Annotated in this window: 37 protein-coding genes and 2 tRNA genes; 3 read left to right on the forward strand and 36 right to left on the reverse strand. The window is 31.9% G+C overall.

Annotated elements, in window-relative coordinates:
* Positions 1-17: 17 nt before the first annotated feature.
* The 27 genes from L8W55_RS01085 to rpsJ form a co-directional block, all read right to left on the reverse strand.
* The gene (locus L8W55_RS01085; RefSeq protein WP_263676932.1) at positions 18-1,046 is read right to left on the reverse strand and encodes a tRNA-dihydrouridine synthase; all 1,029 of its coding nucleotides are present in this window, start codon (positions 1,044-1,046) and stop codon (positions 18-20) included.
* A gap of 226 nt (positions 1,047-1,272) precedes the next feature.
* A complete protein-coding gene (locus tag L8W55_RS01090; RefSeq protein ID WP_263676933.1) occupies positions 1,273-1,824 on the reverse strand; it encodes a ribonuclease HII in 552 nt (183 codons plus the stop codon).
* Entirely contained in the window at positions 1,824-2,297 is a 474-nt protein-coding gene (locus tag L8W55_RS01095) for a DNA-deoxyinosine glycosylase (protein ID WP_263676934.1), read from the reverse strand. The genes L8W55_RS01090 and L8W55_RS01095 overlap by 1 nt, the downstream gene beginning before the upstream one ends.
* A gap of 54 nt (positions 2,298-2,351) precedes the next feature.
* Positions 2,352-2,999, reverse strand: coding sequence for a ferritin family protein (locus tag L8W55_RS01100; protein WP_012660833.1), 648 nt, complete (start codon positions 2,997-2,999; stop codon positions 2,352-2,354).
* Between the two features lie 83 nt (positions 3,000-3,082).
* Positions 3,083-4,114 carry a type II asparaginase gene (locus tag L8W55_RS01105; protein ID WP_263676996.1) on the reverse strand — a complete coding sequence of 344 codons (1,032 nt, stop codon included), beginning with the start codon at positions 4,112-4,114 and terminating at the stop codon, positions 3,083-3,085.
* A gap of 115 nt (positions 4,115-4,229) precedes the next feature.
* Positions 4,230-4,970: a glutamate racemase gene (gene murI, locus L8W55_RS01110; RefSeq protein ID WP_263663720.1), complete on the reverse strand. Its 741-nt coding sequence runs from the start codon at positions 4,968-4,970 to the stop codon at positions 4,230-4,232.
* A 40-nt stretch (positions 4,971-5,010) separates the two neighbouring features.
* On the reverse strand, positions 5,011-6,273 hold the full coding sequence (secY, locus tag L8W55_RS01115; protein ID WP_047207857.1) for a preprotein translocase subunit SecY: 1,263 nt from the start codon (positions 6,271-6,273) through the stop codon (positions 5,011-5,013).
* Entirely contained in the window at positions 6,273-6,665 is a 393-nt protein-coding gene (gene rplO / locus L8W55_RS01120) for a 50S ribosomal protein L15 (RefSeq protein ID WP_039617163.1), read from the reverse strand. Before rplO ends, secY begins: the two co-directional genes overlap by 1 nt.
* A 3-nt stretch (positions 6,666-6,668) precedes the next feature.
* Positions 6,669-7,112: a 30S ribosomal protein S5 gene (gene rpsE, locus L8W55_RS01125; RefSeq protein ID WP_039617161.1), complete on the reverse strand. Its 444-nt coding sequence runs from the start codon at positions 7,110-7,112 to the stop codon at positions 6,669-6,671.
* Between the two features lie 16 nt (positions 7,113-7,128).
* Positions 7,129-7,485 carry a 50S ribosomal protein L18 gene (gene rplR, locus L8W55_RS01130; protein ID WP_039617157.1) on the reverse strand — a complete coding sequence of 119 codons (357 nt, stop codon included), beginning with the start codon at positions 7,483-7,485 and terminating at the stop codon, positions 7,129-7,131.
* 9 nt (positions 7,486-7,494) lie between these two features.
* Entirely contained in the window at positions 7,495-8,031 is a 537-nt protein-coding gene (rplF, locus tag L8W55_RS01135; protein ID WP_039617154.1) for a 50S ribosomal protein L6, read from the reverse strand.
* Between the two features lie 78 nt (positions 8,032-8,109).
* Entirely contained in the window at positions 8,110-8,505 is a 396-nt protein-coding gene (gene rpsH, locus L8W55_RS01140; protein ID WP_039617152.1) for a 30S ribosomal protein S8, read from the reverse strand.
* A 12-nt stretch (positions 8,506-8,517) separates the two neighbouring features.
* Complete coding sequence (locus L8W55_RS01145; RefSeq protein ID WP_012660824.1) at positions 8,518-8,703, reverse strand: type Z 30S ribosomal protein S14; 186 nt, start codon at positions 8,701-8,703, stop codon at positions 8,518-8,520.
* A gap of 1 nt (position 8,704) precedes the next feature.
* Positions 8,705-9,250: a 50S ribosomal protein L5 gene (gene rplE, locus L8W55_RS01150; protein WP_012660823.1), complete on the reverse strand. Its 546-nt coding sequence runs from the start codon at positions 9,248-9,250 to the stop codon at positions 8,705-8,707.
* Between the two features lies 1 nt (position 9,251).
* Positions 9,252-9,479: a 50S ribosomal protein L24 gene (gene rplX / locus L8W55_RS01155; protein ID WP_012660822.1), complete on the reverse strand. Its 228-nt coding sequence runs from the start codon at positions 9,477-9,479 to the stop codon at positions 9,252-9,254.
* The gene (gene rplN / locus L8W55_RS01160; RefSeq protein WP_012660821.1) at positions 9,479-9,847 is read right to left on the reverse strand and encodes a 50S ribosomal protein L14; all 369 of its coding nucleotides are present in this window, start codon (positions 9,845-9,847) and stop codon (positions 9,479-9,481) included. The genes rplX and rplN overlap by 1 nt, the downstream gene beginning before the upstream one ends.
* Positions 9,847-10,098, reverse strand: coding sequence for a 30S ribosomal protein S17 (gene rpsQ, locus L8W55_RS01165; RefSeq protein WP_039617148.1), 252 nt, complete (start codon positions 10,096-10,098; stop codon positions 9,847-9,849). The genes rplN and rpsQ overlap by 1 nt, the downstream gene beginning before the upstream one ends.
* 9 nt (positions 10,099-10,107) lie before the next feature.
* Positions 10,108-10,293, reverse strand: a complete 186-nt coding sequence (rpmC, locus tag L8W55_RS01170; RefSeq protein ID WP_012660819.1) for a 50S ribosomal protein L29 — start codon at positions 10,291-10,293, stop codon at positions 10,108-10,110.
* Entirely contained in the window at positions 10,280-10,705 is a 426-nt protein-coding gene (gene rplP / locus L8W55_RS01175) for a 50S ribosomal protein L16 (RefSeq protein WP_012660818.1), read from the reverse strand. Before rplP ends, rpmC begins: the two co-directional genes overlap by 14 nt.
* A 2-nt stretch (positions 10,706-10,707) precedes the next feature.
* On the reverse strand, positions 10,708-11,409 hold the full coding sequence (gene rpsC, locus L8W55_RS01180) for a 30S ribosomal protein S3 (protein WP_039617145.1): 702 nt from the start codon (positions 11,407-11,409) through the stop codon (positions 10,708-10,710).
* 1 nt (position 11,410) lies between these two features.
* Positions 11,411-11,785 (reverse strand): 50S ribosomal protein L22, encoded by a 375-nt coding sequence (gene rplV / locus L8W55_RS01185; RefSeq protein ID WP_039617143.1) that lies wholly within the window; start codon positions 11,783-11,785, stop codon positions 11,411-11,413.
* A 9-nt stretch (positions 11,786-11,794) separates the two neighbouring features.
* Positions 11,795-12,076, reverse strand: coding sequence for a 30S ribosomal protein S19 (gene rpsS, locus L8W55_RS01190; protein ID WP_039617142.1), 282 nt, complete (start codon positions 12,074-12,076; stop codon positions 11,795-11,797).
* Between the two features lies 1 nt (position 12,077).
* Positions 12,078-12,908 (reverse strand): 50S ribosomal protein L2, encoded by an 831-nt coding sequence (gene rplB, locus L8W55_RS01195; RefSeq protein WP_039625087.1) that lies wholly within the window; start codon positions 12,906-12,908, stop codon positions 12,078-12,080.
* Between the two features lies 1 nt (position 12,909).
* Positions 12,910-13,191: a 50S ribosomal protein L23 gene (locus L8W55_RS01200; protein ID WP_039617139.1), complete on the reverse strand. Its 282-nt coding sequence runs from the start codon at positions 13,189-13,191 to the stop codon at positions 12,910-12,912.
* A gap of 1 nt (position 13,192) precedes the next feature.
* The gene (rplD, locus tag L8W55_RS01205; protein ID WP_039617137.1) at positions 13,193-13,807 is read right to left on the reverse strand and encodes a 50S ribosomal protein L4; all 615 of its coding nucleotides are present in this window, start codon (positions 13,805-13,807) and stop codon (positions 13,193-13,195) included.
* On the reverse strand, positions 13,804-14,379 hold the full coding sequence (gene rplC / locus L8W55_RS01210) for a 50S ribosomal protein L3 (RefSeq protein WP_012660811.1): 576 nt from the start codon (positions 14,377-14,379) through the stop codon (positions 13,804-13,806). The genes rplD and rplC overlap by 4 nt, the downstream gene beginning before the upstream one ends.
* A gap of 9 nt (positions 14,380-14,388) precedes the next feature.
* Positions 14,389-14,700 (reverse strand): 30S ribosomal protein S10, encoded by a 312-nt coding sequence (gene rpsJ / locus L8W55_RS01215; protein WP_012660810.1) that lies wholly within the window; start codon positions 14,698-14,700, stop codon positions 14,389-14,391.
* Between the two features lie 226 nt (positions 14,701-14,926).
* Here rpsJ and L8W55_RS01220 point away from each other — a divergent pair.
* Positions 14,927-15,002: transfer RNA gene (locus L8W55_RS01220), tRNA-Ala, on the forward strand.
* 18 nt (positions 15,003-15,020) lie between these two features.
* A complete protein-coding gene (locus tag L8W55_RS01225; protein WP_263676935.1) occupies positions 15,021-16,082 on the forward strand; it encodes an ATP-binding protein in 1,062 nt (353 codons plus the stop codon).
* Here L8W55_RS01225 and L8W55_RS01230 read toward each other — a convergent pair.
* From L8W55_RS01230 to coaE, 3 genes are read right to left on the reverse strand one after another with little or no spacing between them, the layout of a single operon-like run.
* Positions 16,079-16,786, reverse strand: coding sequence for a glucosaminidase domain-containing protein (locus L8W55_RS01230; protein ID WP_263676936.1), 708 nt, complete (start codon positions 16,784-16,786; stop codon positions 16,079-16,081). The genes L8W55_RS01225 and L8W55_RS01230 overlap by 4 nt on opposite strands.
* Positions 16,761-17,510 (reverse strand): diaminopimelate epimerase, encoded by a 750-nt coding sequence (dapF, locus tag L8W55_RS01235; RefSeq protein WP_263676937.1) that lies wholly within the window; start codon positions 17,508-17,510, stop codon positions 16,761-16,763. Before dapF ends, L8W55_RS01230 begins: the two co-directional genes overlap by 26 nt.
* Positions 17,507-18,100 carry a dephospho-CoA kinase gene (coaE, locus tag L8W55_RS01240; RefSeq protein ID WP_263676938.1) on the reverse strand — a complete coding sequence of 198 codons (594 nt, stop codon included), beginning with the start codon at positions 18,098-18,100 and terminating at the stop codon, positions 17,507-17,509. The genes dapF and coaE overlap by 4 nt, the downstream gene beginning before the upstream one ends.
* A gap of 58 nt (positions 18,101-18,158) precedes the next feature.
* Between coaE and purM the strand changes: the two genes are divergently transcribed.
* Positions 18,159-19,148: a phosphoribosylformylglycinamidine cyclo-ligase gene (gene purM / locus L8W55_RS01245; RefSeq protein ID WP_263676939.1), complete on the forward strand. Its 990-nt coding sequence runs from the start codon at positions 18,159-18,161 to the stop codon at positions 19,146-19,148.
* Between the two features lie 30 nt (positions 19,149-19,178).
* Here purM and sodB read toward each other — a convergent pair whose 3' ends face one another.
* The 6 genes from sodB to L8W55_RS01275 all read right to left on the reverse strand — a co-directional run bounded on the left by sodB (position 19,179) and on the right by L8W55_RS01275 (position 24,525).
* Entirely contained in the window at positions 19,179-19,832 is a 654-nt protein-coding gene (gene sodB, locus L8W55_RS01250) for a superoxide dismutase [Fe] (protein ID WP_263676940.1), read from the reverse strand.
* A 68-nt stretch (positions 19,833-19,900) separates the two neighbouring features.
* Positions 19,901-20,410 (reverse strand): anaerobic ribonucleoside-triphosphate reductase activating protein, encoded by a 510-nt coding sequence (gene nrdG, locus L8W55_RS01255; protein WP_263676942.1) that lies wholly within the window; start codon positions 20,408-20,410, stop codon positions 19,901-19,903.
* Positions 20,382-22,661, reverse strand: coding sequence for an anaerobic ribonucleoside triphosphate reductase (locus tag L8W55_RS01260; protein WP_263676943.1), 2,280 nt, complete (start codon positions 22,659-22,661; stop codon positions 20,382-20,384). The genes nrdG and L8W55_RS01260 overlap by 29 nt, the downstream gene beginning before the upstream one ends.
* A gap of 132 nt (positions 22,662-22,793) precedes the next feature.
* Positions 22,794-23,408 (reverse strand): BspA family leucine-rich repeat surface protein, encoded by a 615-nt coding sequence (locus tag L8W55_RS01265; protein ID WP_263676944.1) that lies wholly within the window; start codon positions 23,406-23,408, stop codon positions 22,794-22,796.
* Positions 23,409-23,623: 215 nt separating this feature from the next.
* Positions 23,624-23,698: transfer RNA gene (locus tag L8W55_RS01270), tRNA-Glu, on the reverse strand.
* Between the two features lie 68 nt (positions 23,699-23,766).
* Complete coding sequence (locus L8W55_RS01275) at positions 23,767-24,525, reverse strand: exodeoxyribonuclease III (RefSeq protein ID WP_263676945.1); 759 nt, start codon at positions 24,523-24,525, stop codon at positions 23,767-23,769.
* Positions 24,526-24,534: the final 9 nt, after the last annotated feature.

The following is a 24,534-nucleotide window of genomic DNA, read 5'->3' on the forward strand; positions in this document are numbered from 1 at the left end:
AAACTTTTTGTATTATTTTACAAATACGCTCTAGTATAATTTGGCATAATTTTTTCTCTTTCATTTAAAGCAACTGCGGCTTCATTTGCAAAATTTGGATTTCTTAGTAATTTTCTACCATAACAAACCAAATCACACACCTCACCCAAAAGCAAAGCCTCACCTTCGCTAGCACTATTTATAAGCCCTACACAAGATATAGGAATTTTAACAATTTCTTTTAAGGCCTTAGCATAAGGAGCTTGATAAAGTGGTGCTATGTTGGGCACCAAAGAAGGTTTGTTGATGTTTCCTCCTGCTGAAACATCTAGCATATCAATGCCTAATTTTTCTAAAATCAAGGCGAGTTTTTTGCTATCTTCTAAATTCCAACCACCTTCTTGCCACTCTGTAGCTGAAATTCTTACAAACAAAGTAATATCAACTTCATTTTTTATACGCTTAATAATATCACACAAAAGACGAATTCTATTTTCAAAACTACCACCATATTCATCATCTCTTTGATTTGATAAAGGCGACAAAAACGAACTAAGCAAATACCCATGAGCACTATGAAGCTCTACTGCGTCATAACCTGCTTCTTTGGCTCTTTTAGCACTTTGAATAAATTCTTGCTCTATTTGTAAAATTTCATCTTTGCTTAAAACATGAAGTTTGGAAAATTTTTCACTAAAAGCTATATTGCTTGGAGCTTTTGATATGGCTTCTTTACACGAGTTTTTACGGCCACTGTGATTTAACTGAATGGCAATTTTAGCACCAAAATGATGGCAAAGCTCAACAAGCTCTTTATGTCCTTGAATTTGAAAATCTCCCCAAAGACCTATATCATTATCAGCAATTTTTGCATTTTCATTAATCACACAAGCTTGAACTATGATAAGCCCAACACCACCCAAAGCTCTAGCTCCATAATGTATCAAGTGAAATTGATTAATCTTACCCTCTAAAACTTGCGTTTCATACATATCCATAGGGGGCATTACAATGCGATTTTTTACATAAAAATTTCCAATCTTTAGCTCACTTAAAAGTAAAGACATAATACCCCTTGAAATATTTTTATATTACTATAATAGAAAAAAATTAATTTTTCTTAAAACATATAGCAATTTTGACTAATATTATTATTTTTAATAAATAATTATTAAAAAAATATTTTTTGACTATATTTTTTTATCTTAATAATAATATTTCAAATATTAAAACATTCTATTATTTTTAAAAGAAAGTAAAATTCAAAATACAAAAGTGTAAAAATCACACAATTTAATCAAATAAGCTTTTCTCAAAACACTTTAACATAAAGCTTTTGCGGTGCAAGGGAGAATAACCAAGTACTTTAATCTTTTCTATATGAGCTTTTGTACCATAACCTTTGTGTTTATCAAAATCATAATTATTATATATTTTAGAAAAATAACACATTTTTTGATCACGACTTACCTTGGCTAATATGCTAGCTGCTGAAACCTCTTGCACTTTCATATCGGCTTTAATCATGGTTTTTATGCCTAAAACTCCGTAATTTAAATTTCCATCATATAAAATCTCATCTTGGTTAAAATGTTTTTTGATGATTTTTAAAGCTAGTTGCAAACACTGACTAAGCCCTAAAGTATCAATTTGCAAAGGTGAAAAAGCAAGGATTAAAAATTTTGAATGATGAAGAATTTGCTCATATAATTCTTCTCTTTTTTTTGCACTTAATTTTTTAGAATCAGTCAAACCATCAATTTCTTTAAAAAGCTTACAAGCTCCTATATGTATATCTCCAGCCAAAGCCCCACGCCCAGCCTCATCTACTCCAACTAAAGCCATTATTTTTCCTTTATAATGCTATATTTTTCTACTAAATTTTCTAAAGAATAATTCATATTAGCAGGAGAGCTTGAAGGAAGTTCAAAAAATTCTTGCTCAGGATAAAATTTAGTAAAATATTTACTTGCAACTTTACCTAAAACACAAATTTTTTCTATATTTGCCTTATCTAAAATAATATTTATATCATTTGCTTTAGCATAAGAAATAGTTTTATCATCTGAATTTTTTATCTTACAACTTGCTATAACATCCCAAAGTGCTATATGATTTGCTTTTAAAAAAACTTTTTGATCTTGCACTGTTTTTAACTCACACTCAAATAATATTTCAAAAATACGCCAAAAACGATTTTTACTATGTTGATAATAAAAATTTTCTTCTCTTGATTTGATAGATGGAAAAGAACCTAGTATCAAAACTTTTGAGTTTTCATCAAAAAAAGGTTCAAAAGGATGAGTTAGAATTTGCATATTAGACCTTGATAAAAATAAAATATTTTATCATTTTTATCAAGGTTTTTAAAATTATCCTAAAAATTCGCGTTTGAAGTATTCTTTTGGAGCTTTACATAAAGGACAGGCATTTGGTGCTTTTTTACCACGGTGTATATGCCCACAAACTTCACAAACCCATAATTCTTCTACTTCTGAATTAAAGAAATCTTCTTCTTCAAGCATTTTTTTAAGCGCTAGATATTCTCTTTCATGTTCAATTTCTACTTTACCTATAGCTGTAAATAATCTTGCTATATTTCTTTTGCCCTCATCTTCTGCAATTTTTGCAAAATTTGGATACATAGTGGTATGCTCATAGTTTTCGCCTTCTGCTGCACAAATTAAATTTTTAGCAGTTTCTTCTAAAGCTTTACCATCTACTAATTCATGATAAGCTTTAAATTCAGCTCTTGCGTGCCATTTTTCATTTTCTGCAGCTTCTCTAAAATGTTTTGCAATAGCATGCCAACCTTCTTCTTGAGCAATATCTGCAAATAAATCATATTTATTTCTTGCCATAGACTCGCCTGCGAAAGCTTTCATTAAATTTACAGCTGTTAGATCTTTAGTAATACACTCCATTTCTTGACCACAGCAACTAAGCTTTCCACCGCCTACATTTTGCACTTCTACTTCATTGCCACATTTTTGGCATTTATAACTTTCATATTGTTTCATTTAATATCCTTGTGATTAATTAGGTAAGATTTTGATTGAAAAACTCACCCAAATGTTATTGTAGCATTTGGGTGTTTAAGATTTTAGTATTTTAAGAAATATTCTTGAATTTTCTTAGGATCGCTTGTTTTAGTTAGAGCAAGCATTAATAATACTCTAGCTTTTTGAGGACTCATATCGCCTGTATCAATGAAACCAAGTTTTGCATCAGCATCGCTTACTGCAACTCTACCAGCTACTACGCGTGAGCTTACCGCTACATTAAGACCCTTTTTAAGCAACTCTTTTAATACATCTTTTTGATAATCATGAATGCTACCAGCACCTGTTCCAGCTACAACTATGCCTTTAGTTCCATCTTCAAACAAAGCTTTTGCTGCAACACCGCTACCATCATTTGCATAACTATAAAGAATATCTACTTTTGGTAATTCTTTTAGCTTACTAACATCAAATGGAGATTTTTTGGTGTGTAATTTTGTATTAGTATTATAGAAAAATGCTTTTCCATCTACTATATAACCCATATCACCCATATCTGGTGAGCTAAATGCATTTACATTTAAACTATGGGTTTTCATAACGCCTCTAGCACTTTGAATTCTATCATTCATAGCTACCATTACGCCTTTATTTTTTGCTTGTGGATTTGCTGCTAATGCTACAGCGTTGTAAAGATTTTTAGGACCATCTGCACTAATTGCAGTTGATGGGCGCATTGCACCAACCAAAACAACAGGTTTGTCGCTTTTTACAGTTAAATTTAGGAAATATGCAGTTTCTTCCATAGTATCAGTCCCATGGGTAATTACAACTCCATCTACATCAGATTTTAAAAGCCTATTAACTTCTTTAGCAAGTTTTAGCCAAATTTCATTTGTCATATCTTTACTATCAATATTCGCAATTTGATCTCCGCTAATTACTGCTAAATCTTGAATTTGAGGCACTGCTTTAATCAAAGTATCAACCCCCAAAACTCCAGCTGTATAACCTGTAGTAGCTACTGAACTATCAATCGAACCAGCGATAGTTCCGCCTGTAGCTAAAATCGCAACTTTTGGTTTTGCTTCCAAAATTCCTGCTCCTAAACTTAGTGCCATAGCTGCACACATTAACATTTTTTTCATGTTAGTCCTTTCATTAGAAATGATAAAGATTATAATGCAACTATGTTTAAATAAAAATAAATTATTAATATAAAAAATACTTTAGTAAATAGCTATTAATTTAAAGCCATAAATTTGCAATTTTTTTTAGTTTTTCTACATCACTTGAAGCATAAAATTCGATATTAGCTTCTTCTTGGATTGATGTTAAGTTAAATTCTTGCTGTAATTGCAAAGCTATAGCTTCACCTGAATGAATAAGTTTTGTGTTTTTGCCAAAATACTCTTCCAAAGAATGGGCGATTAAAGGAAAATGTGTACATGCTAAGATTAGGGCATTAGGATGAAATTTAAGCTTATTAAAATAATACTCAAAAGCAGCTTTTAAAAAATCTCCTTGAAAAATCCCTTCTTCAACCATAGGTACAAAAAGCCCAGTTGCTTTTTCTTCTACTTTTAAAAAACCTTCTTTGATTAAAGCTTGCTTATAAGCGTGAGAATCCACGGTAGCTTGAGTTGCAATGACTAATATATTAGAGTTTTTATCTTCTAAAGAGTTTTTAACTGCTAAAACTCCTGCTTCTATAACTCCAAGAACCGGAAATGGCGCATTTGCTTTTAGAATTTCTAAAGCATGCGCACTAACTGTATTACACGCAATGATAAGCATATCTACTTTTTTTTCTTTGAAAAATTCTAAAGCTTCTAGAGAAAATTTAATGATAGTTTCTTTATCTTTAACCCCATAAGGTACTCTTGCAGTATCCCCGTAATAAATATATTCTTTAAAAAGTTTTGCTTGAAGTAAAGATTTTAAAACACTAAGCCCACCTACACCACTATCAAAAACGCCTAGTCTCATCAAAATCCTTAAAAGAGAAGAAAGTAGAAAATCTACTTTCTTATAAGCCTACTGCACTTAAGGTTTGGTATTTATTCATATAAATTTGAGCTTCGATTTTTCTCATTGTATCAAGTGCTACTTGAACTACGATCAAAACAGAAGTTCCACCAAAATAAAAAGGCACACCAAACAACTTCACAATAAGCCATGGTAATGTAGCTACAAGCCCTAAATAAATAGAACCTGACAAGGTAAGTCTTGACGCTACTTCATTAAGATAATTTGCAGTTCCTTCACCTGGTCTAATACCTGGTATAAAACCGCCTTGTCTTTTAAGATTTTCAGCTATATCTTTTGCATTAAATACAATTGATGCATAAAAATACGCAAAGAAAATAACAAGTAAGAATGTTAAAAAATGAAAGAAAAATCCATTTGGATTTAAAAAGTCATAAATTTTTAACACATATTCATTTGTACTTGTTTGCAAAATAGTACTTGGAAACATCAAAATCGCACTTGCAAAAATAGGAGGAATTACCCCGCTTAAGTTGATCTTAATAGGTATATAATTCATAATGCGTTTGTTTTGATTTTGCATGATTACTTTTCTTGAGTAAGAAATAGGAATTCTTCTTTCTCCAAGCTCTACTACTATAATAGCCCAAATAGTAAGTAAAATTACAACTAAAATGGCAATGATAGTCAAGAAATTCATCTCACCTGTATTTACCAAATTTACTGTTCCACTAATTGCACCTGGAATTGTAGAAACAATACCACCAAAGATGATTAAAGAAATACCATTTCCTATACCGCGTTGAGTGATTTGCTCACCTATCCACATCAAAAGCATGGTACCTGCAAGCATAGAAACAGCAGAAAGTGCGATAAAAGTATTCATATCAATCATAATAGCTGATTGACCTGCTTTTCCATGAAGACTTTGTAAGCCTATAGAAACGCCTATACTTTGTATCAAAGTGATAGCTATAGTAGCATAACGGATAATTTGCATATATTTTTGCATACCATCACGTTCTTTTTTCATTTTTCCTATGTTAGGAAAAGTTGCCGCTAAAAGCTCCATAATAATCGAAGCAGTAATATAAGGCATAATGCCTAGAGAGATGATGCTAAGTCTTTCAGCAGCACCCCCACTAAACATATTAAACAAGCCTAATGCATTAGATGCATTAGAATCAAAAAATTCCTTGATAACACTGACATTAACCCCCGGAACTGGAACATAAGCTAATATTCTATAAGCGAATAAAAAAGCCAATGTTATGAGAATTTTATTTGTCAATGTTTTATTCATTATTTTTGTCCGCTAAAAGTAATCTTCTCGTCTTTAATTTTACTAGCAAGATCTTTAGCGCTTGCCCCAATAAGCTTAACTTTATTTACATTTTTTGAAAGCTTATGAATGCTATTGATTGTTTCAAATGTAATTTCGCTAAGCTCTTTGATTGCTGTGATTTTTTCAACATTAATCACATAAGGTTTTTCAAATTTAGAAGTAAAGCCTACTTTTGGTAAGCGTCTTTGAAGTGGTTGTTGACCCCCTTCAAAACCTCTTTTTTCATTATAACCTTTTCTAGCGGTTTGGCCTTTTCCACCTTTAGTAGAAGTTTTACCCATACCACTACCTTGACCACGGCCTATTCTTTTGGTTTTATGTGTTGAACCTGGTGCTTTTGTTAAATTCATTGATTATCCTTTAAGCATTGTAAGTGCTTTAATAGTAGCACGCACAACATTTGCTGAATTATTTGAACCTAAAGACTTAGTTAAAATGTCTTTAATACCTGCAAGTTCCACGATAGGACGTGTTGAACCACCTGCAATAACCCCTGTACCTTCGCTTGCTGGTTTAAGTAAAATTCTACTTGCGTTGTATTTTACTTCTACATCATGAGGGATAGTTGAACCTTTTGTTTTAACTTCAACAATGTTTTTAAAAGCATCATCAACTGCTTTTCTTATAGCATCTGGAACTTCTTTAGCTTTTCCATAGCCCACACCAACTAAACCTTTTCTATTTCCAACGATAACTAAAGCAGTAAATCTAAATCTTCTACCACCTTTAACAACCTTAGTAACCCTGCCGATATCGACGATTACTTCTTCAAATTCTTCTCTATTATATTTTTCCATCGATCTTCCTTTTGGGTTATAGTTTGATTCCGTTTTCTCTTAGTGCTTCAGCTAATGCTGCAATCACACCATGGTATAAATAACCATTTCTATCAAACACTGCTTCTTCTATGTTTTTAGCTTTTAAAACTTTTGCAAATTCAGCTGCTATTTTTTTAGCACCTTCTTTATTTGCTTTAACACCAATTTTTCTTCCATCTACTGCTGCTAAAGTTACTGCTTTAACATCATCGATAGCTTGGATATATAAAGTTCTGTTTGATTTGAAAACAGAAACTCTTGGAAGAGCTTGTGTTCCTGAAATTTTTGCTCTAATTCTTTTTTTTCTTTTAATTCTTAAAGATATTTTTCTTTTTAATACATTTGCTCTCATATTCTATCCTTACTTCTTAGATGTCTTACCAGCTTTGCGGATAATACGCTCATCTGAATATTTAACACCTTTTCCTTTGTAAGGCTCAGGTGGTCTAAATTCACGAATTTGAGCAGCAACTTGACCTACCACTTGTTTATCACTACCTTTGATAATAACATTGTTTTTATCAACAGTAATTTCTATGCCTTCTGGAATAGCATAGTTGATAGGATGAGAAAAACCTAAAGCAAGTTCAAGAACTTTACCTTTTAGCGCAGCTTTATAACCAACACCGTTGATTTCTAAAGTTTTGCTAAAACCATCAGTTAAACCGATGATGATGTTTTGAGCTAAAGCTCTATAAGTTCCCCAATAAGCTCTACTTTGTCTATCTTCACCTTTAGGAGAGAAAAGAATTTGTCCTTCTTTAATCTCAACATTAACATTTGCTTTTGTATCAAGCTCTTTTGCTAAATTTCCTTTTTTGAATTTTAGCAAGTTACCTTCTAATTTTACTTCTACTCCACTTGGAATAGCAACTGGTTGTTTACCTATACGAGACATTCATTTTTCCTTTTTACTTGTCTACGATATGACTACTTTATAAGAATGGATACCGAATACCATAAAAAGTAGAAACTCTTACCAAATAGTACATAAAACTTCGCCGCCAACGCCTGCTTTGTAAGCTTCGTCGTTAGCTAAAACACCTTTTGAAGTGCTTACTACGATAGTACCATAACCGTTTTTAAATCTTTTGATCTCATCTTTGCCTTTATAAACACGACGACCAGGTTTAGAAATACGCTTAACTTCGTTAATTACGCTTTTGCCTTTTTCATCGTATTTTAAAACTACATTGATGAATTTCTTTTTATCCTCTTCAATAACATTAAAGCTTTCAATATAGCCTTTAGCTTGGAAAATTCCAAGTAAAGCTTCGATAACTTTAGAATGCAAAAGTTGAGTAGTTTCTAATCTTCTCATCCCTGCATTTCTAATTCTTGTTAGTGAATCTGAAATTAAATCATTTATCATGGTTCTTTCCTCTTACCAACTTGCTTTTTTAAGACCAGGAATTAAACCTTCATTTGCCATTTTTCTTAAGCAAACTCTGCAAATTCCAAAATCTCTATAAACTGAATGTGGTCTTCCACAAATTTGGCATCTAGTATACCCTCTAACGCTAAATTTAGGTTTGCGGGCAGCTTTTGCAATCATTGATTTTTTAGCCATATTACTTTCCTTTTGCAAATGGCACGCCAAATAATTCTAATAATTTTTGTGCCTCTTTATCTGATTTTGCTGTTGTAACGATAGAAATGTTCATACCATGAGTTCTTAAAATTTTATCATATTCAACTTCTGGGAACATTAACTGCTCATCTAAACCAAAGTTATAGTTTCCTCTTCCATCAAAACCATCTCTTGGAAGACCTCTAAAGTCTTTAACACGAGGAAGAGCTATAGTAATAAGCTTATCTAAGAAAGCATACATATTGTCTTTTCTTAATGTTACCATTACACCTACTGGGAAGCCTTCTCTCACTTTAAAACCAGCAACTGATTTTTTAGCTTTTGTGATAACTGCTTTTTGTCCAGCGATCAATGAAATAGTATCTGCAACATTTTGTAATACTTTTTGATCTTTTGCTAATTCCCCAGCACCTACGCTGATTACAACTTTTTCAATAAAAGGAATAAGCATAGGATTTTTGATATCAAATTCTTTTACTAAAGCAGGTTTGATATTTTGAGTATATTTTTCTTTCAATCTCATCATCTTATTCTCCTGCCTTTGCTACATTTGAAATATCCATTGGCATTTCTTTGTTGATAAAACCGCCATTTGGATTTTTATCACTTGGCTTAACAGCTTTTTTAGCGATTTTACAACCCTCGACAATTACTTTATTTGTTTTAGGGAATACTGCTAAAACTTTACCTGTTTTGCCTTTGTCATCGCCTGCGATAACTTTTACCATATCATTCTTTTTAATTTTTAATTTCATTACAACACCTCCGGTGCTAGTGAAACAATTTTCATAAAGCCACCATATCTTACTTCACGACCTACTGGTCCAAAAATACGCGTTCCGATAGGCTCTCTTTTAGCATCAAGAATAACTGCTGCATTTTCATCAAAACGAATTAAAGAACCATTATCTCTATGAATTTCTTTTTTAGTTCTAACGATAACTGCTTTTACTACTTGACCTTTTTTAACTTTACCATTTGGTAGAGCTTTTTTTACAGATGCAACGATTACATCACCAACGGTAGCGTATCTTCTTTTACTACCACCTAAAACCTTAATACACATTAATTCTTTTGCACCGCTATTATCAGCAACTGCAAGCCTAGTAAAACTTTGAATCATTACTCAACTCCTGCTGATACTATAGTTTTTAAGCGAAATGATTTTCTCTTAGAAAGTGGTCTACATTCAATAGCAACTACAGTATTTCCCACTTTAAGTTCATTTCTTTCATCATGAATTAAATATTTTTTAAAGCGTTTTACGATTTTTCTGTATTTTGGGTGAACCACTTTTCTTTCAACCAAAATTGTTGCTGTTTTATCTCCAGCAATTTGAACAACAACGCCTTGAATTTCTCTTTTAAATGCCATTTTCTATCCTTATTTTAAAGCGCTAATTGCAGTATTGATTCTAGCGATGTCTTTTTTAACTTCGCTAATCTCTTTAGGATTAGTTAGCTGCATTGTTTTTAGCTTTTGTCTTAAAGTAAATAAAAGCACCTTTTTTTCTTTTAGCATTGTTGCAAGCTCACCTGCTGTTTTATCTTTAATCTCAGTATATTTCATTTTGGCTCTCTCTTGTAACAAACTTAGTTTTAAATGGCAATTTATGCATCGCTAAAGTTAAAGCTTGTCTTGCCATTTCTTCATTAACCCCTGCCATTTCATAAATGATACGACCTGGTTTAATGTTCATTACCCATTCCTCAACTGCACCTTTACCTTTACCCATACGAGTTTCTAAAGGTTTTTTAGTTAGAGGTTTATCTGGGAAAACTCTAATCCAAGTTTTACCTTGTCTTTTTACAAAACGAGTTAAAGCAATACGAGCTGCTTCGATTTGACGTGAATTGATACGGCCAGCTTCAGTTGCTTTTAGGGCAAAATCACCAAAAGTAAATTCAGTCCCTCTGTTGGCATAACCTCTGTTACGCCCTTTCATCATTTTACGATATTTTGTTCTTTTTGGCATTAACATGATTATTTACCTCTTCTTGCTCTTCTAGTTTTTTTAGCTGGAGCGTTTTCTTCGGTTTTTTCAGGTTGAACACCCTTTTGTAAAACTTCACCTTTGAAGATCCACACTTTAATACCTATATTTCCATAAGTAGTATGTGCTTCTGCAAAACCATAATCGATTTTTGCTCTTAAAGTGTGAAGTGGAACACGACCTTCTAGATACCATTCAGTTCTTGCCATTTCAGCACCACCTAAACGGCCTGAAACTGAAACTTTAATCCCTTTAGCACCCGCTTTTTGCGCTCCTTGAATTACTTTTTTCATTGCTCTTCTAAAAGCAATTCTTTTTTCAAGTTGAGTAGCAACACTTTCAGCTGCAAGCTGAGCTGAAGCACCCGCTTTTCTTTCTTCTTTGATATTGATATTAACTTCTTTTTTGATTAAATCTTGAAGTTCTTTTCTTAAAATATCAACATCACTACCTTTTTTACCAATAATAATCCCTGGTCTTGCAGCTACAACAGTTACTCTTAATTTTTTCGCTGTTCTTTCTACAAGAATTTGGCTAATTCCTGCATAATAAAGTTTTCTTTTTAAGAAAGTTCTGATTTTATAATCTTCACCAATATTTTCTGCTAAATTAGCTTTTGTAGGAAACCATCTTGATTCCCAATTTCTATTAATTCCTAGTCTTAAACCAATCGGATTTACTTTTTGTCCCATATTAGCTTTCCTTTTTCACTGATGCTTTTTTAGCTTTTGTAGTTTTTTCAGCACTTGCTTCTACTTTACTAACTTCTACCAAAATGTGTGAAGTTGGCTTTCTAATACGACTAGCACTTCCTCTAGCTCTTGGTCTAAATCTTTTTAAAACCGCACCAGCATCAACACGACAACTTGAAACAACAACTTCATTTGCTTCAAATCCGCCATTTGCTACAGCACTTGAAATAGCATTTGCTATAAATTTAGCACCTTTATTTGGCATAAATTTCAAACTAGCTAATGCAAGCTCTGCATTCATACCTTGAACTTCTCTAGCAATCAATCTCGCTTTAGTTGGAGATAATCTTATGAATTTAATTAACGCTCTACTCATAAATCTCCCTTACTTACCTATTTTTTTCTGAACAGAGCCTTTGTGACCCTTAAATGTTCTAGTAGGTGCAAATTCACCTAATTTGTAACCGATATGATTTTCAGTAACATATACTGGGATAAAGCTTTTTCCATTATGAACATTAAAAGTTAAACCTATCATATCAGGTATAATAGTGCTGCGTCTTGACCAAGTTTTAATTGGCTTACCATCGTTAGCTTTTTTAGCAGCGATGACTTTTTTCATTACATGGTCATCAACAAAAGGACCTTTTTTTAGTGACCTAGCCATCTTACTTTCCTTTTCTTCTTGAAATTATTAGCTTATCGCTAGCTTTTTTACGGCGAGTTTTAGCACCTTTAGTTGGTTTACCCCATGGAGTAACTGGATGACGGCCTGAATTTTTCTTACCTTCACCCCCACCGTGCGGGTGATCAACTGGGTTCATCGCAGAACCTCTTGTTTGAGGACGAATACCTCTATGGCGATTTCTACCAGCTTTCCCAATAGTCACGTTTGACCATTCTTCATTACCAACTTCACCGATACTTGCCATACATTCAGCTAAAACTTGTCTCATTTCACCACTTGCAAGTCTTAAGATAACATATTTTTCCTCTTTACCCATTAATTGAGCATAAGCACCTGCTGAACGGATCATTTGACCGCCTTTGCCTGGTTTTAACTCGATATTGTGTACGATAGTACCCACTGGGATGTTTCTTAATTTCATTGCATTACCTGGTTTAATGTCAAGTCCGCTTTCAGCAGCACAAATAACATCACCAACACTTAAACCTTTTGGTTGTAAGATGTATCTTTTTTCACCATCTCTATAAGAGATTAATGCAATACGACAATTTCTGTATGGATCATATTCGATTGCTTCAACTTTACCTTCAATACCAAATTTTCTTCTTTTAAAATCTATAATTCTGTAAAGTTTTTTAGCACCTGCTTCTTTATGACGGCTTGTGATTCTACCATTATTGTTACGACCTGCATGAGCTGGAAGTTTTACAAGTAATGAACGCACACTAGCTTTTGCTGTGATATCATCAGAGCTTACACCTGTGATGTATCTTCTACTTGGAGTATATGGTTTATAAGTTTTAATTGCCATCTTATGCCTCCGAACTTTCTAAGCTCACACCTTCTGGTAGCTTAACATAGAATTTTTTAAAGCTATTTCTTTGACCTTCACGACCTCTAAAACGCTTTACTTTTCCATCCATTTTTAAAGAATTAATTCTTACTGGAGTTACACCAAAATATTCTCTTAAAACTTCTTTTAGACCATTTTTAGTCATTTTTGGAGAAGTTTGAATAACTACAACACCTTGCTCTTGAAGGTTTAAGCTTTTTTCAGTGTAAAGTATTGTTTTTATATCAGTAATATCTGCCATTTTAACCCTCTTTTACGATAGATTCAAGCGCTGCTTTTTCAATGATAACAGCATTAAATACAGATACTAAATAAGCATTTACTTCGCTAATATCAACTACATAGCAATTTGCTAAGTTTCTAAAAGCAAGAAGTGTTTTTTCATCTAGTAAATCTTTTACAATTAAAGCATCTTTTAAACCAAGCTTTTTAATAACTGCATTTGCATCTTTTGTTTTACCGCTTTCAATGCTTAAACTATCTACTGAGAATAATGCATTGTTTTGTGCTTTATCAGCCAATGCTCTTTCAAGCGCTAAGCGTTTTTGTTTTTTATTAACTTTTTGGAAATAATTACGATTGTTTGTAGGACCAAATGCCACAGCACCACCAACCCAAACATTCGTTCTTGTTGAACCTGCTCTTGCACCACCACGACCTTTTTGTCTCCATGGTTTTTTACCACCACCGCTTACATCGCTTCTACCTTTAGTATGAGCTGTGTTTGCTCTAAGGCTAGCAAGATAAGATTTTACATATAAATAAAGGTTGTGAGGATTAACTTCTGCATATTTTGCTGGAAGATCGAGTTCACTAGCTTTTTCAAATTTATCATTTAAAACAGTTACTTTACTCATTTTGCAATCCTTATTTTACCCATAGCACCATTAAATCCTGGTACCGCACCTTTTACTACTAAGATGCCATTTTCTTCATCAAATGAAACTACTTCATTTTTAACAGTAACTTTTACATTACCATAATGACCTGCCATTTTCATACCTGGTTGAACACGACCTGGCCATTCGCGGTTACCGATTGATCCGTGACGTCTGTGGAATCTTGAACCGTGACTTGCAGGACCTCCAGCAAATCCGTGTCTTTTAACAACCCCACTATAACCTCTACCTTTAGAATTAAAGCTTACTTTTAAGATAGAAGCTTCTTTTAAAGGATTAAGATCAATATCGCCTGCTTCTGTGTTTGCCACTTCTAAAGAAGCAAATCTATTATATTCAGCTGAAAGATTGTATTTTTTTTGCTGACCTGCAATGCATTTATTATTTGCTTTGCCTTTTACATAAGCAACCAAAGCTTTTCCATTTTCTACTTCACATACTTTAGTTTGAACAAGTTTAAGTAAGGTTACAGGAATGCTTGGTGTGCTGATTGTTCTACTCATACCAATTTTTTCTACAATGTATTCCATATTCTATCCTTATTTACCCATAGCTCTTACTTCAACATTGACCTCTGGAGCCAAGTCAAGCTTAGTGAGTGAATCTACTGTATCTGGAGTAGCTGCTACAATATCAAGCATACGAGCATGAATTCTCATCTCAAATTGTTCGCGTGAATCTTTATTGATGTGTGGAGATTTCAAAACTGTGTATCTTTTGATTTTTGTAGGCATTGGCACTGGACCTCTGATGTCAGCACCTGTTCTTTTAACAGCTTCTACAATTGCTGCAACTGTGCGATCTAGAACTCTGTGGTCATAAGCTTTTAGCTTAAGCCTGATTCTTTCCATATTTTTTCCTTTGTAAAGAACTCGTTAGACCCATAAGAATCTAACCACCATATAAAATGATGTTGAGATTATATAAAAACATACTTTGCCATGTCAAGAAATTTATACATTTTTTTTAATTATTTTCCTTTTAAAAAGGATAAAAATCAAATTTTATAAATTTTACAAGATTTTTTATGCATTAAGAAAATCTAAGAAAAGATATAGTATGATTTCAAAATCTAAAGGGGCATTAGCTCAGCTGGGAGAGCACAACGCTGGCAGCGTTGGGGTCAGCGGTTCGAACCCGCTATGCTCCACCATTTAGTATAAAGAAATCTATGAAATCACTACAATTTTTTTACGATAATTACCCAAAATTTCAAAAATTTGATGAAAGAAAAATTCAAATTCAAACCCATAAAAACATCATTATAAAAGGTGGTTTTGCAAGTGGTAAGAAAAATTTAATTTTAAATTTTTTGTCTTTATATAAAGCAGAAAATATACTTTTTATTGATTGTGATGATTTAAAATTTCAAGCAAGTGCTTTAATAAATTTAAATTCGTTTTTAACTTATAATCCACAGATTAAATTCCTCGCACTTTGCAACTTTACTCATGATTTTGACTTTGCTAGTTTAAAACACCTTAATTTGCAAATCATAATAAGTGTTTGTGATAGTAATTTTTGCTTAGATCAGTTTGAAGAACTTCATTTGGATTATTTAGACTTTGAAGAATTTTTAAGCCTAAATAAAAAATATACTGACACTAAAACCATGGTAAGTTATTTTTTACACACAGGACGTAATGTGATTTTAAATCACAACTTTAACACAAACTCATCATACCTAAAAAGCTTTTATACCCCATTAGAGCTTACCATACTCAAACAAATTGCCTTAGAGCTTGGGAATGAATTTAGCGTTAATGAGTTATTAAAAACTCTAAAAAATAGTATAAAAATTTCCAAAGATACCTTATATAAAAGCATAGAAAAACTAGAATCAAACTACACTTTGTATTTTGTAAAAAATCTTGAAAAAAATTTAAAAAAAGTATATTTTTGGGACTTTTCACTAAAAAATTCTCTAAGCATACAAAAAGATTTTAGTGCTTTGTTTGAAAATTTGATTTTAAGCGAGTTATTTAAATTTAAACAAGAAATTTTTTATACTAAGCATTTTGATTTTTACTTACCAAGTCTTAAAAATGCATTTTTATGCTCGCCCTTTAAAGATAAAGATTTGCTTAATTTAAAAGTCAAAAAAATACTTAGTAAAAACCAACTCGCACTTTCAACTATTTATATCATCACGCTTTCACAAAGAGATGAGTTTTTCATTGAAGGGGTGCGCGTGATGATTTTACCTTTTGATGAGTGGGCTTTGGGTAATTAATCTAACTCATCAAGATTATGTTGCTCGATAATAGAAATAATAAGCTTAGTATAATTACTTTTAATTTCTGAGTATTTTTCTAAATGACTTGCTGCTTCTTTACCATCAAGTTTTTTATTTTCACTTATAGTATTCCACCGCCAAGCCCTAAATTCTTTATAAGCATCATGACGATTTAAATTAAGCAAGTATGAATCCACACTTTCTTGTAAGCTATCAAATATACGAATTTTATGTGTTTTACCCTCGCCTCTTTCTTTTGGAATTAAACCTTTTTCACCCCAAGTCCACTCTCCAAATAAATTATTTGCCTCTTTAGCAAAACGACTTGTGCCAGTTGCACTTTCAATAATTGCTTGAGCTATGGCTAAAGACTTTGGCACCTTTTGGATACGCATTTGGTATTCTTTATGATCGTATAAATTTTTAACACGGTATTTTTCTTTTAAAGACCATAGTTTTTGCACAGCATTAGTATTTAGCTTTCTAAAATTATTCTTTATAGCTTCTTTAAAGAAAAATTCTATAAATTCTTTTTCTTTTTCTATCTCTTTAAAAGAAACATCTAATAAAGCATTGATTTTTTTGATAAAAACTTCACGCTTTTCTTTTATACTTAAAGCATAATATTGCTCATCAAAACCTGCTATAAATTCAGCTTTTAAAAATAAAACACTACTAAGCAAAATTATAATCAGCTTCAAAACAGCACTTCACCTTTCCTCTAAAAAATATTTGATCCTCTTCTAATCTAAAATGCAAACTTTCATTGCTTTTTGGCTTTACCAAAATATCATCTTTTGCTTTTTGATTTAAATACGCTAGATAAAAACAAGCCCCCATGCCCGTACCACAAGCTAAAGTCTCATCTTCCACCCCACGCTCATAAGTTCTAACTCTTATAAACTCTTCATCTTCCACTTTAGCAAAATTAACATTTGCATTATATTTTTTACGCACTTCTTTGCATAAATTGACATCAAATTCGTTTAAACTATCTACAAAGGTTACTATGTGTGGAACTCCGGTATTACAACCTTGCCAAATTCTACCCTTATACTCAAAAGCTTCTTTGATATCCTTTACCCCGCTAAGTTTGATTTCAACCATATCATCATCAACAAAAGATTTTATAAGTCCTGCACCAGTTAAGAAATTTAAATATTGAGATTTTTTTAAATAATGATGAGCAAAATGCGCTGCTGCGCGTGAGCCATTACCACACATACTTGCTTTACTCCCATCACAATTATAAAATTCCCATTCAAAATCATATCTATCATGAGGCACTACCACTATAAGTCCATCAGCGCCTATACCCTCATAACGATTACAAAGAATTCTAGCTAATTCACTGCGATCTTTCTTTTCGCTATCTGCAAACACCACAAAATCATTCCCGCTAGCACAGTACTTATAAAATTTCATTTTTCAACCTTTAAAGTGTGTTTTAAAAAATTTAGCACATTTTTCTCAAAATTTTCATAACCTGAAGTATTTTTTATCACAAAATCTGCTTTTTTTAGTTTTTCTTCTATATCAAGTTGCAAATCAATTCTTTTTAAGGCTTCATTTTCATCTAAATTATCTCTTTGCATTAACCTCTGAAGCAAAAGTTCTTTTGGAGTATAAATCAATATACTTTTTCCTAAATTCTGATAATGATTATTTTCAAAAAATAAAGGCAATTCTATAAAAAAAGCCTTGTTTTTTTTATCTAAAATTTGAGCTTTTTGCAAAATCACTTCTTTGATTTTAGGATGTAAAAAATCTTCTAACTTTTTTTTGGCGTTTAAATCATTAAATACAATAGCACCAAGTTTTTTTCTATCTATTTTTCCTGCTATGATTAAATCATCATTATTAAAAAGCTTAGCTATAGAATTTGCATTTTCATTTAAAAGCTCATGAGCTATCACATCTGCGCTTAAAGTATCAAAACCCAAATTTTGAACTATTTTTATAAAGCTTGACTTTCCACCTGCTATACTTGAAGTTACAAAATAAGCATTTTGCATAATTTAGCCTTAAAACATTTTTAGTTAAAATACCTTTTAAATTCTTAAAGGAAGATAAATGAATATAAGCTATGAAGATGCGGGCGTAAGTATAGACAATGGCAATGCTTTTGTAGAAGCAATCAAGCCTTTAGTAAAAGAAACTTTTAATGAAAATGTTTTAGGTGGCATAGGCTCTTTTTCGGGTGCTTTTGCTATGCCAAGTGGTTTTAAAAATCCTGTTATGCTAGCAGCAACCGATGGAGTGGGTACGAAGTTGCGTCTTGCTATTGATAGTCAAAAATTTGACACCATAGGCGAGGACTTAGTAGCAATGTGTGTGAATGATTTAATTTGTAATTTTGCTACGCCTTTGTTTTTTCTAGACTATTATGCAACCGCAAAGTTAGATGTAGAAGTTGCTAAAAAAGTTGTAGCAGGAATTGCTAATGGTTGTAAAAAAGCAAATTGTGCTTTAATAGGTGGAGAAACCGCTGAAATGCCTGGCATGTATCATAGCAATGATTTTGACTTAGCAGGTTTTTCAGTAGGTATGGCTGAAAAAGATGAGATAGATAGAAGAAATTTTGTCAAAAATGGAGACATTTTACTAGCTTTGCCTAGTAGCGGGCTTCATTCTAATGGATATTCTTTAGCTAGAAAAGTATTATTTGAAGCACAAAAGCTTAAATTTGATGATAAAATAGATGGTAAAAATTTAATCGATATCTTACTTGAACCTACAAGAATTTATGTAAAAGACTTTTTAAAATTAAAACCTTTTATCAATGCACTAGCTCATATCACTGGCGGTGGTTTAGTAGAAAATTTACCTAGAGTTTTCCCAAGAGGAATAGGCGCAATCATCAGAAAACATCATCTAAAAACTCCTGAAATTTTTTACCAAATAGGCCAAAGCGTAGAAGAAGCTGAAATGTATAGAAGCTTTAATATGGGCGTGGGTTTAGTTATGGTAGTAGATCCATCTAATGTAGGAAAAGTTTTAGAAAACTCAGACGCTTATGTAATAGGCGAAGTTGTATTAAATGAAGGAGTGGTGTTGGAGTAAAATCTCTTAGAAACTCTAAGAGATTTTATTTTAGTTTAGCGGGTGAAGTTCGTTTGCATAAAAGCTTACTGAGTTCATACCTTCTTTAATAGCCCATTCATAAGCTTTTGCTACAAATTCCCAGTTAATGTGTGCGTAGAATTTTTCTAAATACGCAGGACGTGCATTACGGTGATCTACATAGTAAGCATGCTCCCACACATCAACTACTAAAAGTGGAACTTTACCTTCAGTGATAGGTGTAGCAGCATTACTTGTAGCTACTAATTCTAATTTTTGATTTTGAGTGTTATAAACTAGCCAAAACCAACCAGAACCAAATACTCCTGTAGCGCCTTTGATAAATTCATCTTTTAAGTTTTCCATAGAACCAAAGTCTTTTTCAACTGCTGCTTTAAACTCATCACTTAAAGAACAGCCACAACCACAGCATGTTTTTGGCTTAATGCAATCAAAATAAAAGTCATGATTATACACTTGAGCAGCGTTGTTAAAAATTCCACCATTTGAATTTTGTATGATATAAACTAAATCTTTTCCTGCAAATTCAGTATCTTTGATAAGATTGTTTAGGTTATTTACATAAGTTTGATGGTGTTTACCATGATGAAATGCAAAAGTTTCTGCACTTAAAAAGTCTCCAAAAGCGTCTGCTTCATAAGGTAGTTTTCTTAATTCAAACATATTGTTCTCCTTTTTTTAAATTTATGGATATTCTAACATAGTTAAATTAAAAAAGACTAAATGAGTCTTTATTTTTCAAAAAGTATTACTTTGCCTTGTTCTAAGCTTTTTGTCACATCGATAATGCGTTGGTTTTTACTACCTTTAAATTTTAAAGATAAGTCTTTTTGCTCTAAAATAAACTTCCCATCTATCAAAACATCAGCCAAGATAAGCAATTCTTTCATAGCTTGTTCTTGCAATAGCTCTTCATAAGTAAAACCTGTATATATAGTGAGATCAAGCCCTAAAGCCTTAATGTGCTTTGCTAGAATACTTAAATTTTTTGCTTGCATAAAAGGCTCCCCGCCACTAAAAGTAACACCTTGGAGTAAAGGATTTTTACAAATATCATTATATAAACTTGCTAAATCTTGCAAATATCCTTTGTTAAAATCATGTGTTTGTGGATTATGGCAACCTTTACAATGATGAGGGCAACCTTGAGTAAAAATCACATAACGCAAACCATAGCCATCAACTATGGATTCTTTTACAACACCAGCTAATCTAAGAAAAATCGTGTTTAATTCTTGCATAAACTTCAGCTTTTTTAGCGTCATTAAAACGATCAAGTGTTCCTACTAAATAGCCTGTGATTCTTCTTATGCGTTCAAATTTAATATCATCTTCTTTTCTATGGCATTTTGGACAAAACTCATCTATCACGCCACTATAACCACATACTGGATCTCTATCTAGTGGGAAATTAATCGAGCCATAGCCTATATTGCTCTCTTTCATACATTTTATAATGCGTTCGAAACTTTCTAAATTCTTACTCACATCGCCGTTTAATTCTACATAAGTAATATGTCCACCATTATTTAGCTCATGATATGGAGCTTCTATTTGAATTTTTTCATATATACTAATAGGAAAATCTACAGGAATATGAAAAGAATTAGTATAAAAATCTTTATCGGTTATGCCTTTTAAAATGCCGTATTTTTTTTGATCTAGCTTTAAAAACCTTCCACTTAAACCCTCAGCTGGGGTAGCTATGAGTGAAAAATTAAGCTTATCTTTAAGTGCTTTTTCATCGACAAATTTACGCATAAAACGCACGATTTGCAAACCAAGCTCTCTTGCTTCTTGGCTTTGCCCATGATGAGAACCTACTAAAGCTATTAAACTCTCACAAAGTCCTATGTAACCTATAGCTAAAGTCCCATGTGCTATGATTTTTTCTACGCTATCATTTTCTTTTAAAGAATCTGAATCTATCCAAATTCCCTCGCCCATTAAAAATGGGAAATTTTTAACCTTTTTTAGACTTTGAATTTTATATCTATGAAGTAATTGCTCATACACAAGCTCTAATTTTTCTTTTAAAAGTGAGTAAAAAAGCTCTAAATTTCCTTTGGCTTCTATGGCTAAACGCACAAGGTTTATACTTGTAAAGCTTAAATTTCCCCTGCCACTTGTGATTTCTTTGCTCTCATCATAAACATTTGCCATAACTCTAGTTCTACAACCCATATAAGCTACTTCTCTATTATAATCACCCTTTTTATAGTATTTTGCGTTAAAACTTGCATCTAAAAAGCTAAAATTTGGAAAAAGTCTTTTAGAAGCACATTCTATAGCGAGTTTAAAAAGCTTGTAGTTTGGATCTTTTTCATTATAATTAACACCCTCTTTTACTTTAAAAATTTGCACAGGAAAAATCGGTGTTTCGCCATTTCCTAAACCTTTCATCGTGGCTTTTAGTAAATTTTCTATCACCATTTGTCCTTCAAAAGAAGTATCGGTACCATAATTTAGTGTGCTAAAAGGCACTTGGGCTCCTGCTCTTGAGTTCATAGTATTAAGATTATGTACTAAAGCTTCCATAGCTTGAAAAGTTGCATCTTGGGTTTGCTTTAATGCTCTTTTATAAGCATAAGCATTTGCTTGTTTTAAAAAATTCTCATCACTATTTAAATCAAACCTTAAAAGCTCTTTGAAGCATTCTTTTTCGCTTGAAACTTGAAAATTAGCATTTTTAAAGCACTGCTCATCTAGGTTTTGCTCTAATTTTATTTCAAAAAAAGCATTTATAGCCTTTTTATACTCTTTTTGAAAAGTCTTTGCCACACCTTTTGCCATAGCAAAATCAAAATTTGGTATAGACTGGCCTCCATGCATTTCATTTTGATTAGCCTGCAAGGCAATGCAAGCTAAAGAAGCATAAGATCTGATATCATTTGGCTCACGCAAGCTTCCATGTCCTGTGCTAAAACCATTTTCAAAAAGCTTTAATAAGTCTATTTGACAACAAGTTTGTGTTAGCATATAAAAGTCTTTATCGTGTATGTGTATATCGCCATTTTTATGTGCATTTGCGATATGTTTTGGCAAAATACACTCATCTACATAGTATTTTGCGCCTTCTGAGCCATATTTTAACATCATTCCCATAGCACTATCTGAATTAATATTTGCATTTTCTCTTTTTAAATCAGCTTCTTTAGAATCTTTAAAAGTTAAATCATCATATAAACTTAGCAAATCATAACTACCATTGCGAATTTGTGTTCTTTTTTGTCGGTATAAAATATAAGATTTTGCAGTATTGACTAAGGCATTTTTGATTAAAACTTCTTCGACTTTATCTTGGATTTGCTCTACTTGTGTGTGTTTTTCATCAAGTAAAGCCACAACCTCATCACAAAGCTTATCTAAAAAATCATTATTTAATTTTTCATCTGTGGAGTTTATATTAGCTTTAAAAATAGCATTTTTGATTTTAAAAATATCAAATGCAACTTGGCTCTTATCTCTTTTTATAATAAATTTTATTTTCATGGAAATTTTCCTAAAAAATAATCTCTAAGTGCTTAAAAACAGCACTTTAAAAAGATAAGTGTAGTACAAAAACTTGATGAGAAACTTAAAAAGATAAAAGAAAAATTCACACAAAAAATGTGTGAATTTTGTTTATTCTAGCTCTATTCCTTTTACGGTGTAAATTTTATCGATACCACGATTTCCAAACATTTTATCAGTGTTGCAATCTTTTTGGATATTCCATTCATCTAGCTCGTGATGAAAATTTTTACAATTATGGAAAAGATATGCCATGGTAATTACATTTTGCACATCCCAATTTGCTACACTATGCTCATATGCATGGCAGTTTTCAAAACAATGAGCCATTCTAGTAGCATTTGAGGTTTTCCAGTGTAATAAAGAATGATTAAAACTAACACAATTGAAAAACATATAAGACATATCTTTTAGATTTTGTGTGTTCCATTTTGATAAGTCTTGATTGAAATTTTTGCAGTTAAAAAACATACTTGCCATATTTTCAACCTTGGAAACATTCCAACGCGACAAATCTGCATTAAAACTTTCACAACAATAAAACATATAAGACATATCTTTAGCATTTGATACATCCCAACGCTCAATACCTAAAAAATCTAGTCTTTTAGAATAATAAAACACATAAGAAAAATCATCAATCAAAGATACATCTATATCTTTTAGAGAAATTCTTTCATTGTGCACCAAATTCATCAACTCGTTTTTGTTTTTAGGTCTATACATTTTGTCCTCCTTTTTGTACATTTTAAAAAACAATTGTGAAGTCAATGTAAATTTAAAAATAATTAATGAAAATTTTGAGAAAAATTAATAACAATTAATTTAAAATTAACTTAATTTAAACAAAAGAAAATAAATAAGAAATATTGATTTAAAATAATGTAACTTTTTGTAAAATATGACAATGATTATCAAAAAAAATGGGATAAAATAAGAAGTGGTGACCCATACGAGACTCGAACTCGTGTTACCGCCGTGAAAGGGCGATGTCCTAACCGCTAGACGAATGGGCCATTTGCAGTTTAAAGATGAAATTATAACAATTTTTACTTAATAATTATTTAAGGCATTAAAAAATACCTTAAATATCAATTTCTATCCCTACAGGAGCATGATCTGAACCAAAAATATCATCTCTTATAAAGGCATTTTTGAGCTTATCCTTTAAGCCATTAGAAATGAAAAAATAATCAATCCTCCAGCCTACATTTCTTTCTCTTGCTTTCATTCTATAACTCCACCACGAATACTTTTCTTTAATATCACCATTGATATGCCTAAAAGTATCTATAAAACCTAATTTTAACAAATCATCTATCCAAGCACGCTCAATCGGTAAAAAACCTGAAGTTTTTTCATTAGCTTTTGGGTGGGTTAAGTCTATATCACGGTGAGCAGTATTTACATCTCCGCAGATGATGATTTCTTTACCTTCTTTTAAAAGTTTATCTAAATACACTAAAAAATCATTATAAAATTTCATTTTAAAGTTCAAACGCTCTTCATCTTTTTGACCATTTGGAAAGTAGATATTAAACAAAACTACATTTTTAAAGCTATGCTCTAAAACCCTGCCTTCATCATCATCAAAAAATTCACATTTTTTTACCTCACAATCAAAATTACATAAACTCATTACACCTGAATACCCTGCTCTTTTAGCGCTATTTGAATACATATGCTTAAAAGGATACTCATAAATTCTTTTTGGAAATTTATCCTCGTGTGCTTTGATTTCTTGAAAACCTATAAAATCAATTTCTTCTTTTTCAATCCAATCAAGTGCGTTTTTATCACAAATTGCCCTTAGGCCATTTACATTCCATGATAATAATTTCATAAAATCCCT

Source organism: Campylobacter sp. FU_520 (genome assembly GCF_025772385.1).
In the GTDB taxonomy this organism is placed as follows: Bacteria; Campylobacterota; Campylobacteria; order Campylobacterales; family Campylobacteraceae; genus Campylobacter_D; species Campylobacter_D lari_C.

What these genes read in the sequence shown, in the direction of transcription:
- L8W55_RS01085 (WP_263676932.1), bottom strand. Translation starts at nt 1,046, where the DNA reads ATGTCTTTACTTTTAAGTGAGCTAAAGATTGGAAATTTTTATGTAAAA.
- L8W55_RS01090 (WP_263676933.1), bottom strand. Translation starts at nt 1,824, where the DNA reads ATGGCTTTAGTTGGAGTAGATGAGGCTGGGCGTGGGGCTTTGGCTGGA.
- L8W55_RS01095 (WP_263676934.1), bottom strand. Translation starts at nt 2,297, where the DNA reads ATGCAAATTCTAACTCATCCTTTTGAACCTTTTTTTGATGAAAACTCA.
- L8W55_RS01100 (WP_012660833.1), bottom strand. Translation starts at nt 2,999, where the DNA reads ATGAAACAATATGAAAGTTATAAATGCCAAAAATGTGGCAATGAAGTA.
- L8W55_RS01105 (WP_263676996.1), bottom strand. Translation starts at nt 4,114, where the DNA reads ATGTGTGCAGCTATGGCACTAAGTTTAGGAGCAGGAATTTTGGAAGCA.
- murI (WP_263663720.1), bottom strand. Translation starts at nt 4,970, where the DNA reads ATGAGACTAGGCGTTTTTGATAGTGGTGTAGGTGGGCTTAGTGTTTTA.
- secY (WP_047207857.1), bottom strand. Translation starts at nt 6,273, where the DNA reads ATGAATAAAACATTGACAAATAAAATTCTCATAACATTGGCTTTTTTA.
- rplO (WP_039617163.1), bottom strand. Translation starts at nt 6,665, where the DNA reads ATGAATTTAACAAAAGCACCAGGTTCAACACATAAAACCAAAAGAATA.
- rpsE (WP_039617161.1), bottom strand. Translation starts at nt 7,112, where the DNA reads ATGGAAAAATATAATAGAGAAGAATTTGAAGAAGTAATCGTCGATATC.
- rplR (WP_039617157.1), bottom strand. Translation starts at nt 7,485, where the DNA reads ATGAGAGCAAATGTATTAAAAAGAAAAATATCTTTAAGAATTAAAAGA.
- rplF (WP_039617154.1), bottom strand. Translation starts at nt 8,031, where the DNA reads ATGTCTCGTATAGGTAAACAACCAGTTGCTATTCCAAGTGGAGTAGAA.
- rpsH (WP_039617152.1), bottom strand. Translation starts at nt 8,505, where the DNA reads ATGATAAATGATTTAATTTCAGATTCACTAACAAGAATTAGAAATGCA.
- L8W55_RS01145 (WP_012660824.1), bottom strand. Translation starts at nt 8,703, where the DNA reads ATGGCTAAAAAATCAATGATTGCAAAAGCTGCCCGCAAACCTAAATTT.
- rplE (WP_012660823.1), bottom strand. Translation starts at nt 9,250, where the DNA reads ATGATGAGATTGAAAGAAAAATATACTCAAAATATCAAACCTGCTTTA.
- rplX (WP_012660822.1), bottom strand. Translation starts at nt 9,479, where the DNA reads ATGAAATTAAAAATTAAAAAGAATGATATGGTAAAAGTTATCGCAGGC.
- rplN (WP_012660821.1), bottom strand. Translation starts at nt 9,847, where the DNA reads ATGATTCAAAGTTTTACTAGGCTTGCAGTTGCTGATAATAGCGGTGCA.
- rpsQ (WP_039617148.1), bottom strand. Translation starts at nt 10,098, where the DNA reads ATGGCATTTAAAAGAGAAATTCAAGGCGTTGTTGTTCAAATTGCTGGA.
- rpmC (WP_012660819.1), bottom strand. Translation starts at nt 10,293, where the DNA reads ATGAAATATACTGAGATTAAAGATAAAACAGCAGGTGAGCTTGCAACA.
- rplP (WP_012660818.1), bottom strand. Translation starts at nt 10,705, where the DNA reads ATGTTAATGCCAAAAAGAACAAAATATCGTAAAATGATGAAAGGGCGT.
- rpsC (WP_039617145.1), bottom strand. Translation starts at nt 11,409, where the DNA reads ATGGGACAAAAAGTAAATCCGATTGGTTTAAGACTAGGAATTAATAGA.
- rplV (WP_039617143.1), bottom strand. Translation starts at nt 11,785, where the DNA reads ATGAGTAGAGCGTTAATTAAATTCATAAGATTATCTCCAACTAAAGCG.
- rpsS (WP_039617142.1), bottom strand. Translation starts at nt 12,076, where the DNA reads ATGGCTAGGTCACTAAAAAAAGGTCCTTTTGTTGATGACCATGTAATG.
- rplB (WP_039625087.1), bottom strand. Translation starts at nt 12,908, where the DNA reads ATGGCAATTAAAACTTATAAACCATATACTCCAAGTAGAAGATACATC.
- L8W55_RS01200 (WP_039617139.1), bottom strand. Translation starts at nt 13,191, where the DNA reads ATGGCAGATATTACTGATATAAAAACAATACTTTACACTGAAAAAAGC.
- rplD (WP_039617137.1), bottom strand. Translation starts at nt 13,807, where the DNA reads ATGAGTAAAGTAACTGTTTTAAATGATAAATTTGAAAAAGCTAGTGAA.
- rplC (WP_012660811.1), bottom strand. Translation starts at nt 14,379, where the DNA reads ATGGAATACATTGTAGAAAAAATTGGTATGAGTAGAACAATCAGCACA.
- rpsJ (WP_012660810.1), bottom strand. Translation starts at nt 14,700, where the DNA reads ATGGAAAGAATCAGGCTTAAGCTAAAAGCTTATGACCACAGAGTTCTA.
- L8W55_RS01225 (WP_263676935.1), top strand. Translation starts at nt 15,021, where the DNA reads ATGAAATCACTACAATTTTTTTACGATAATTACCCAAAATTTCAAAAA.
- dapF (WP_263676937.1), bottom strand. Translation starts at nt 17,510, where the DNA reads ATGAAATTTTATAAGTACTGTGCTAGCGGGAATGATTTTGTGGTGTTT.
- coaE (WP_263676938.1), bottom strand. Translation starts at nt 18,100, where the DNA reads ATGCAAAATGCTTATTTTGTAACTTCAAGTATAGCAGGTGGAAAGTCA.
- purM (WP_263676939.1), top strand. Translation starts at nt 18,159, where the DNA reads ATGAATATAAGCTATGAAGATGCGGGCGTAAGTATAGACAATGGCAAT.
- sodB (WP_263676940.1), bottom strand. Translation starts at nt 19,832, where the DNA reads ATGTTTGAATTAAGAAAACTACCTTATGAAGCAGACGCTTTTGGAGAC.
- nrdG (WP_263676942.1), bottom strand. Translation starts at nt 20,410, where the DNA reads ATGCAAGAATTAAACACGATTTTTCTTAGATTAGCTGGTGTTGTAAAA.
- L8W55_RS01260 (WP_263676943.1), bottom strand. Translation starts at nt 22,661, where the DNA reads ATGAAAATAAAATTTATTATAAAAAGAGATAAGAGCCAAGTTGCATTT.
- L8W55_RS01265 (WP_263676944.1), bottom strand. Translation starts at nt 23,408, where the DNA reads ATGTATAGACCTAAAAACAAAAACGAGTTGATGAATTTGGTGCACAAT.
- L8W55_RS01275 (WP_263676945.1), bottom strand. Translation starts at nt 24,525, where the DNA reads ATGAAATTATTATCATGGAATGTAAATGGCCTAAGGGCAATTTGTGAT.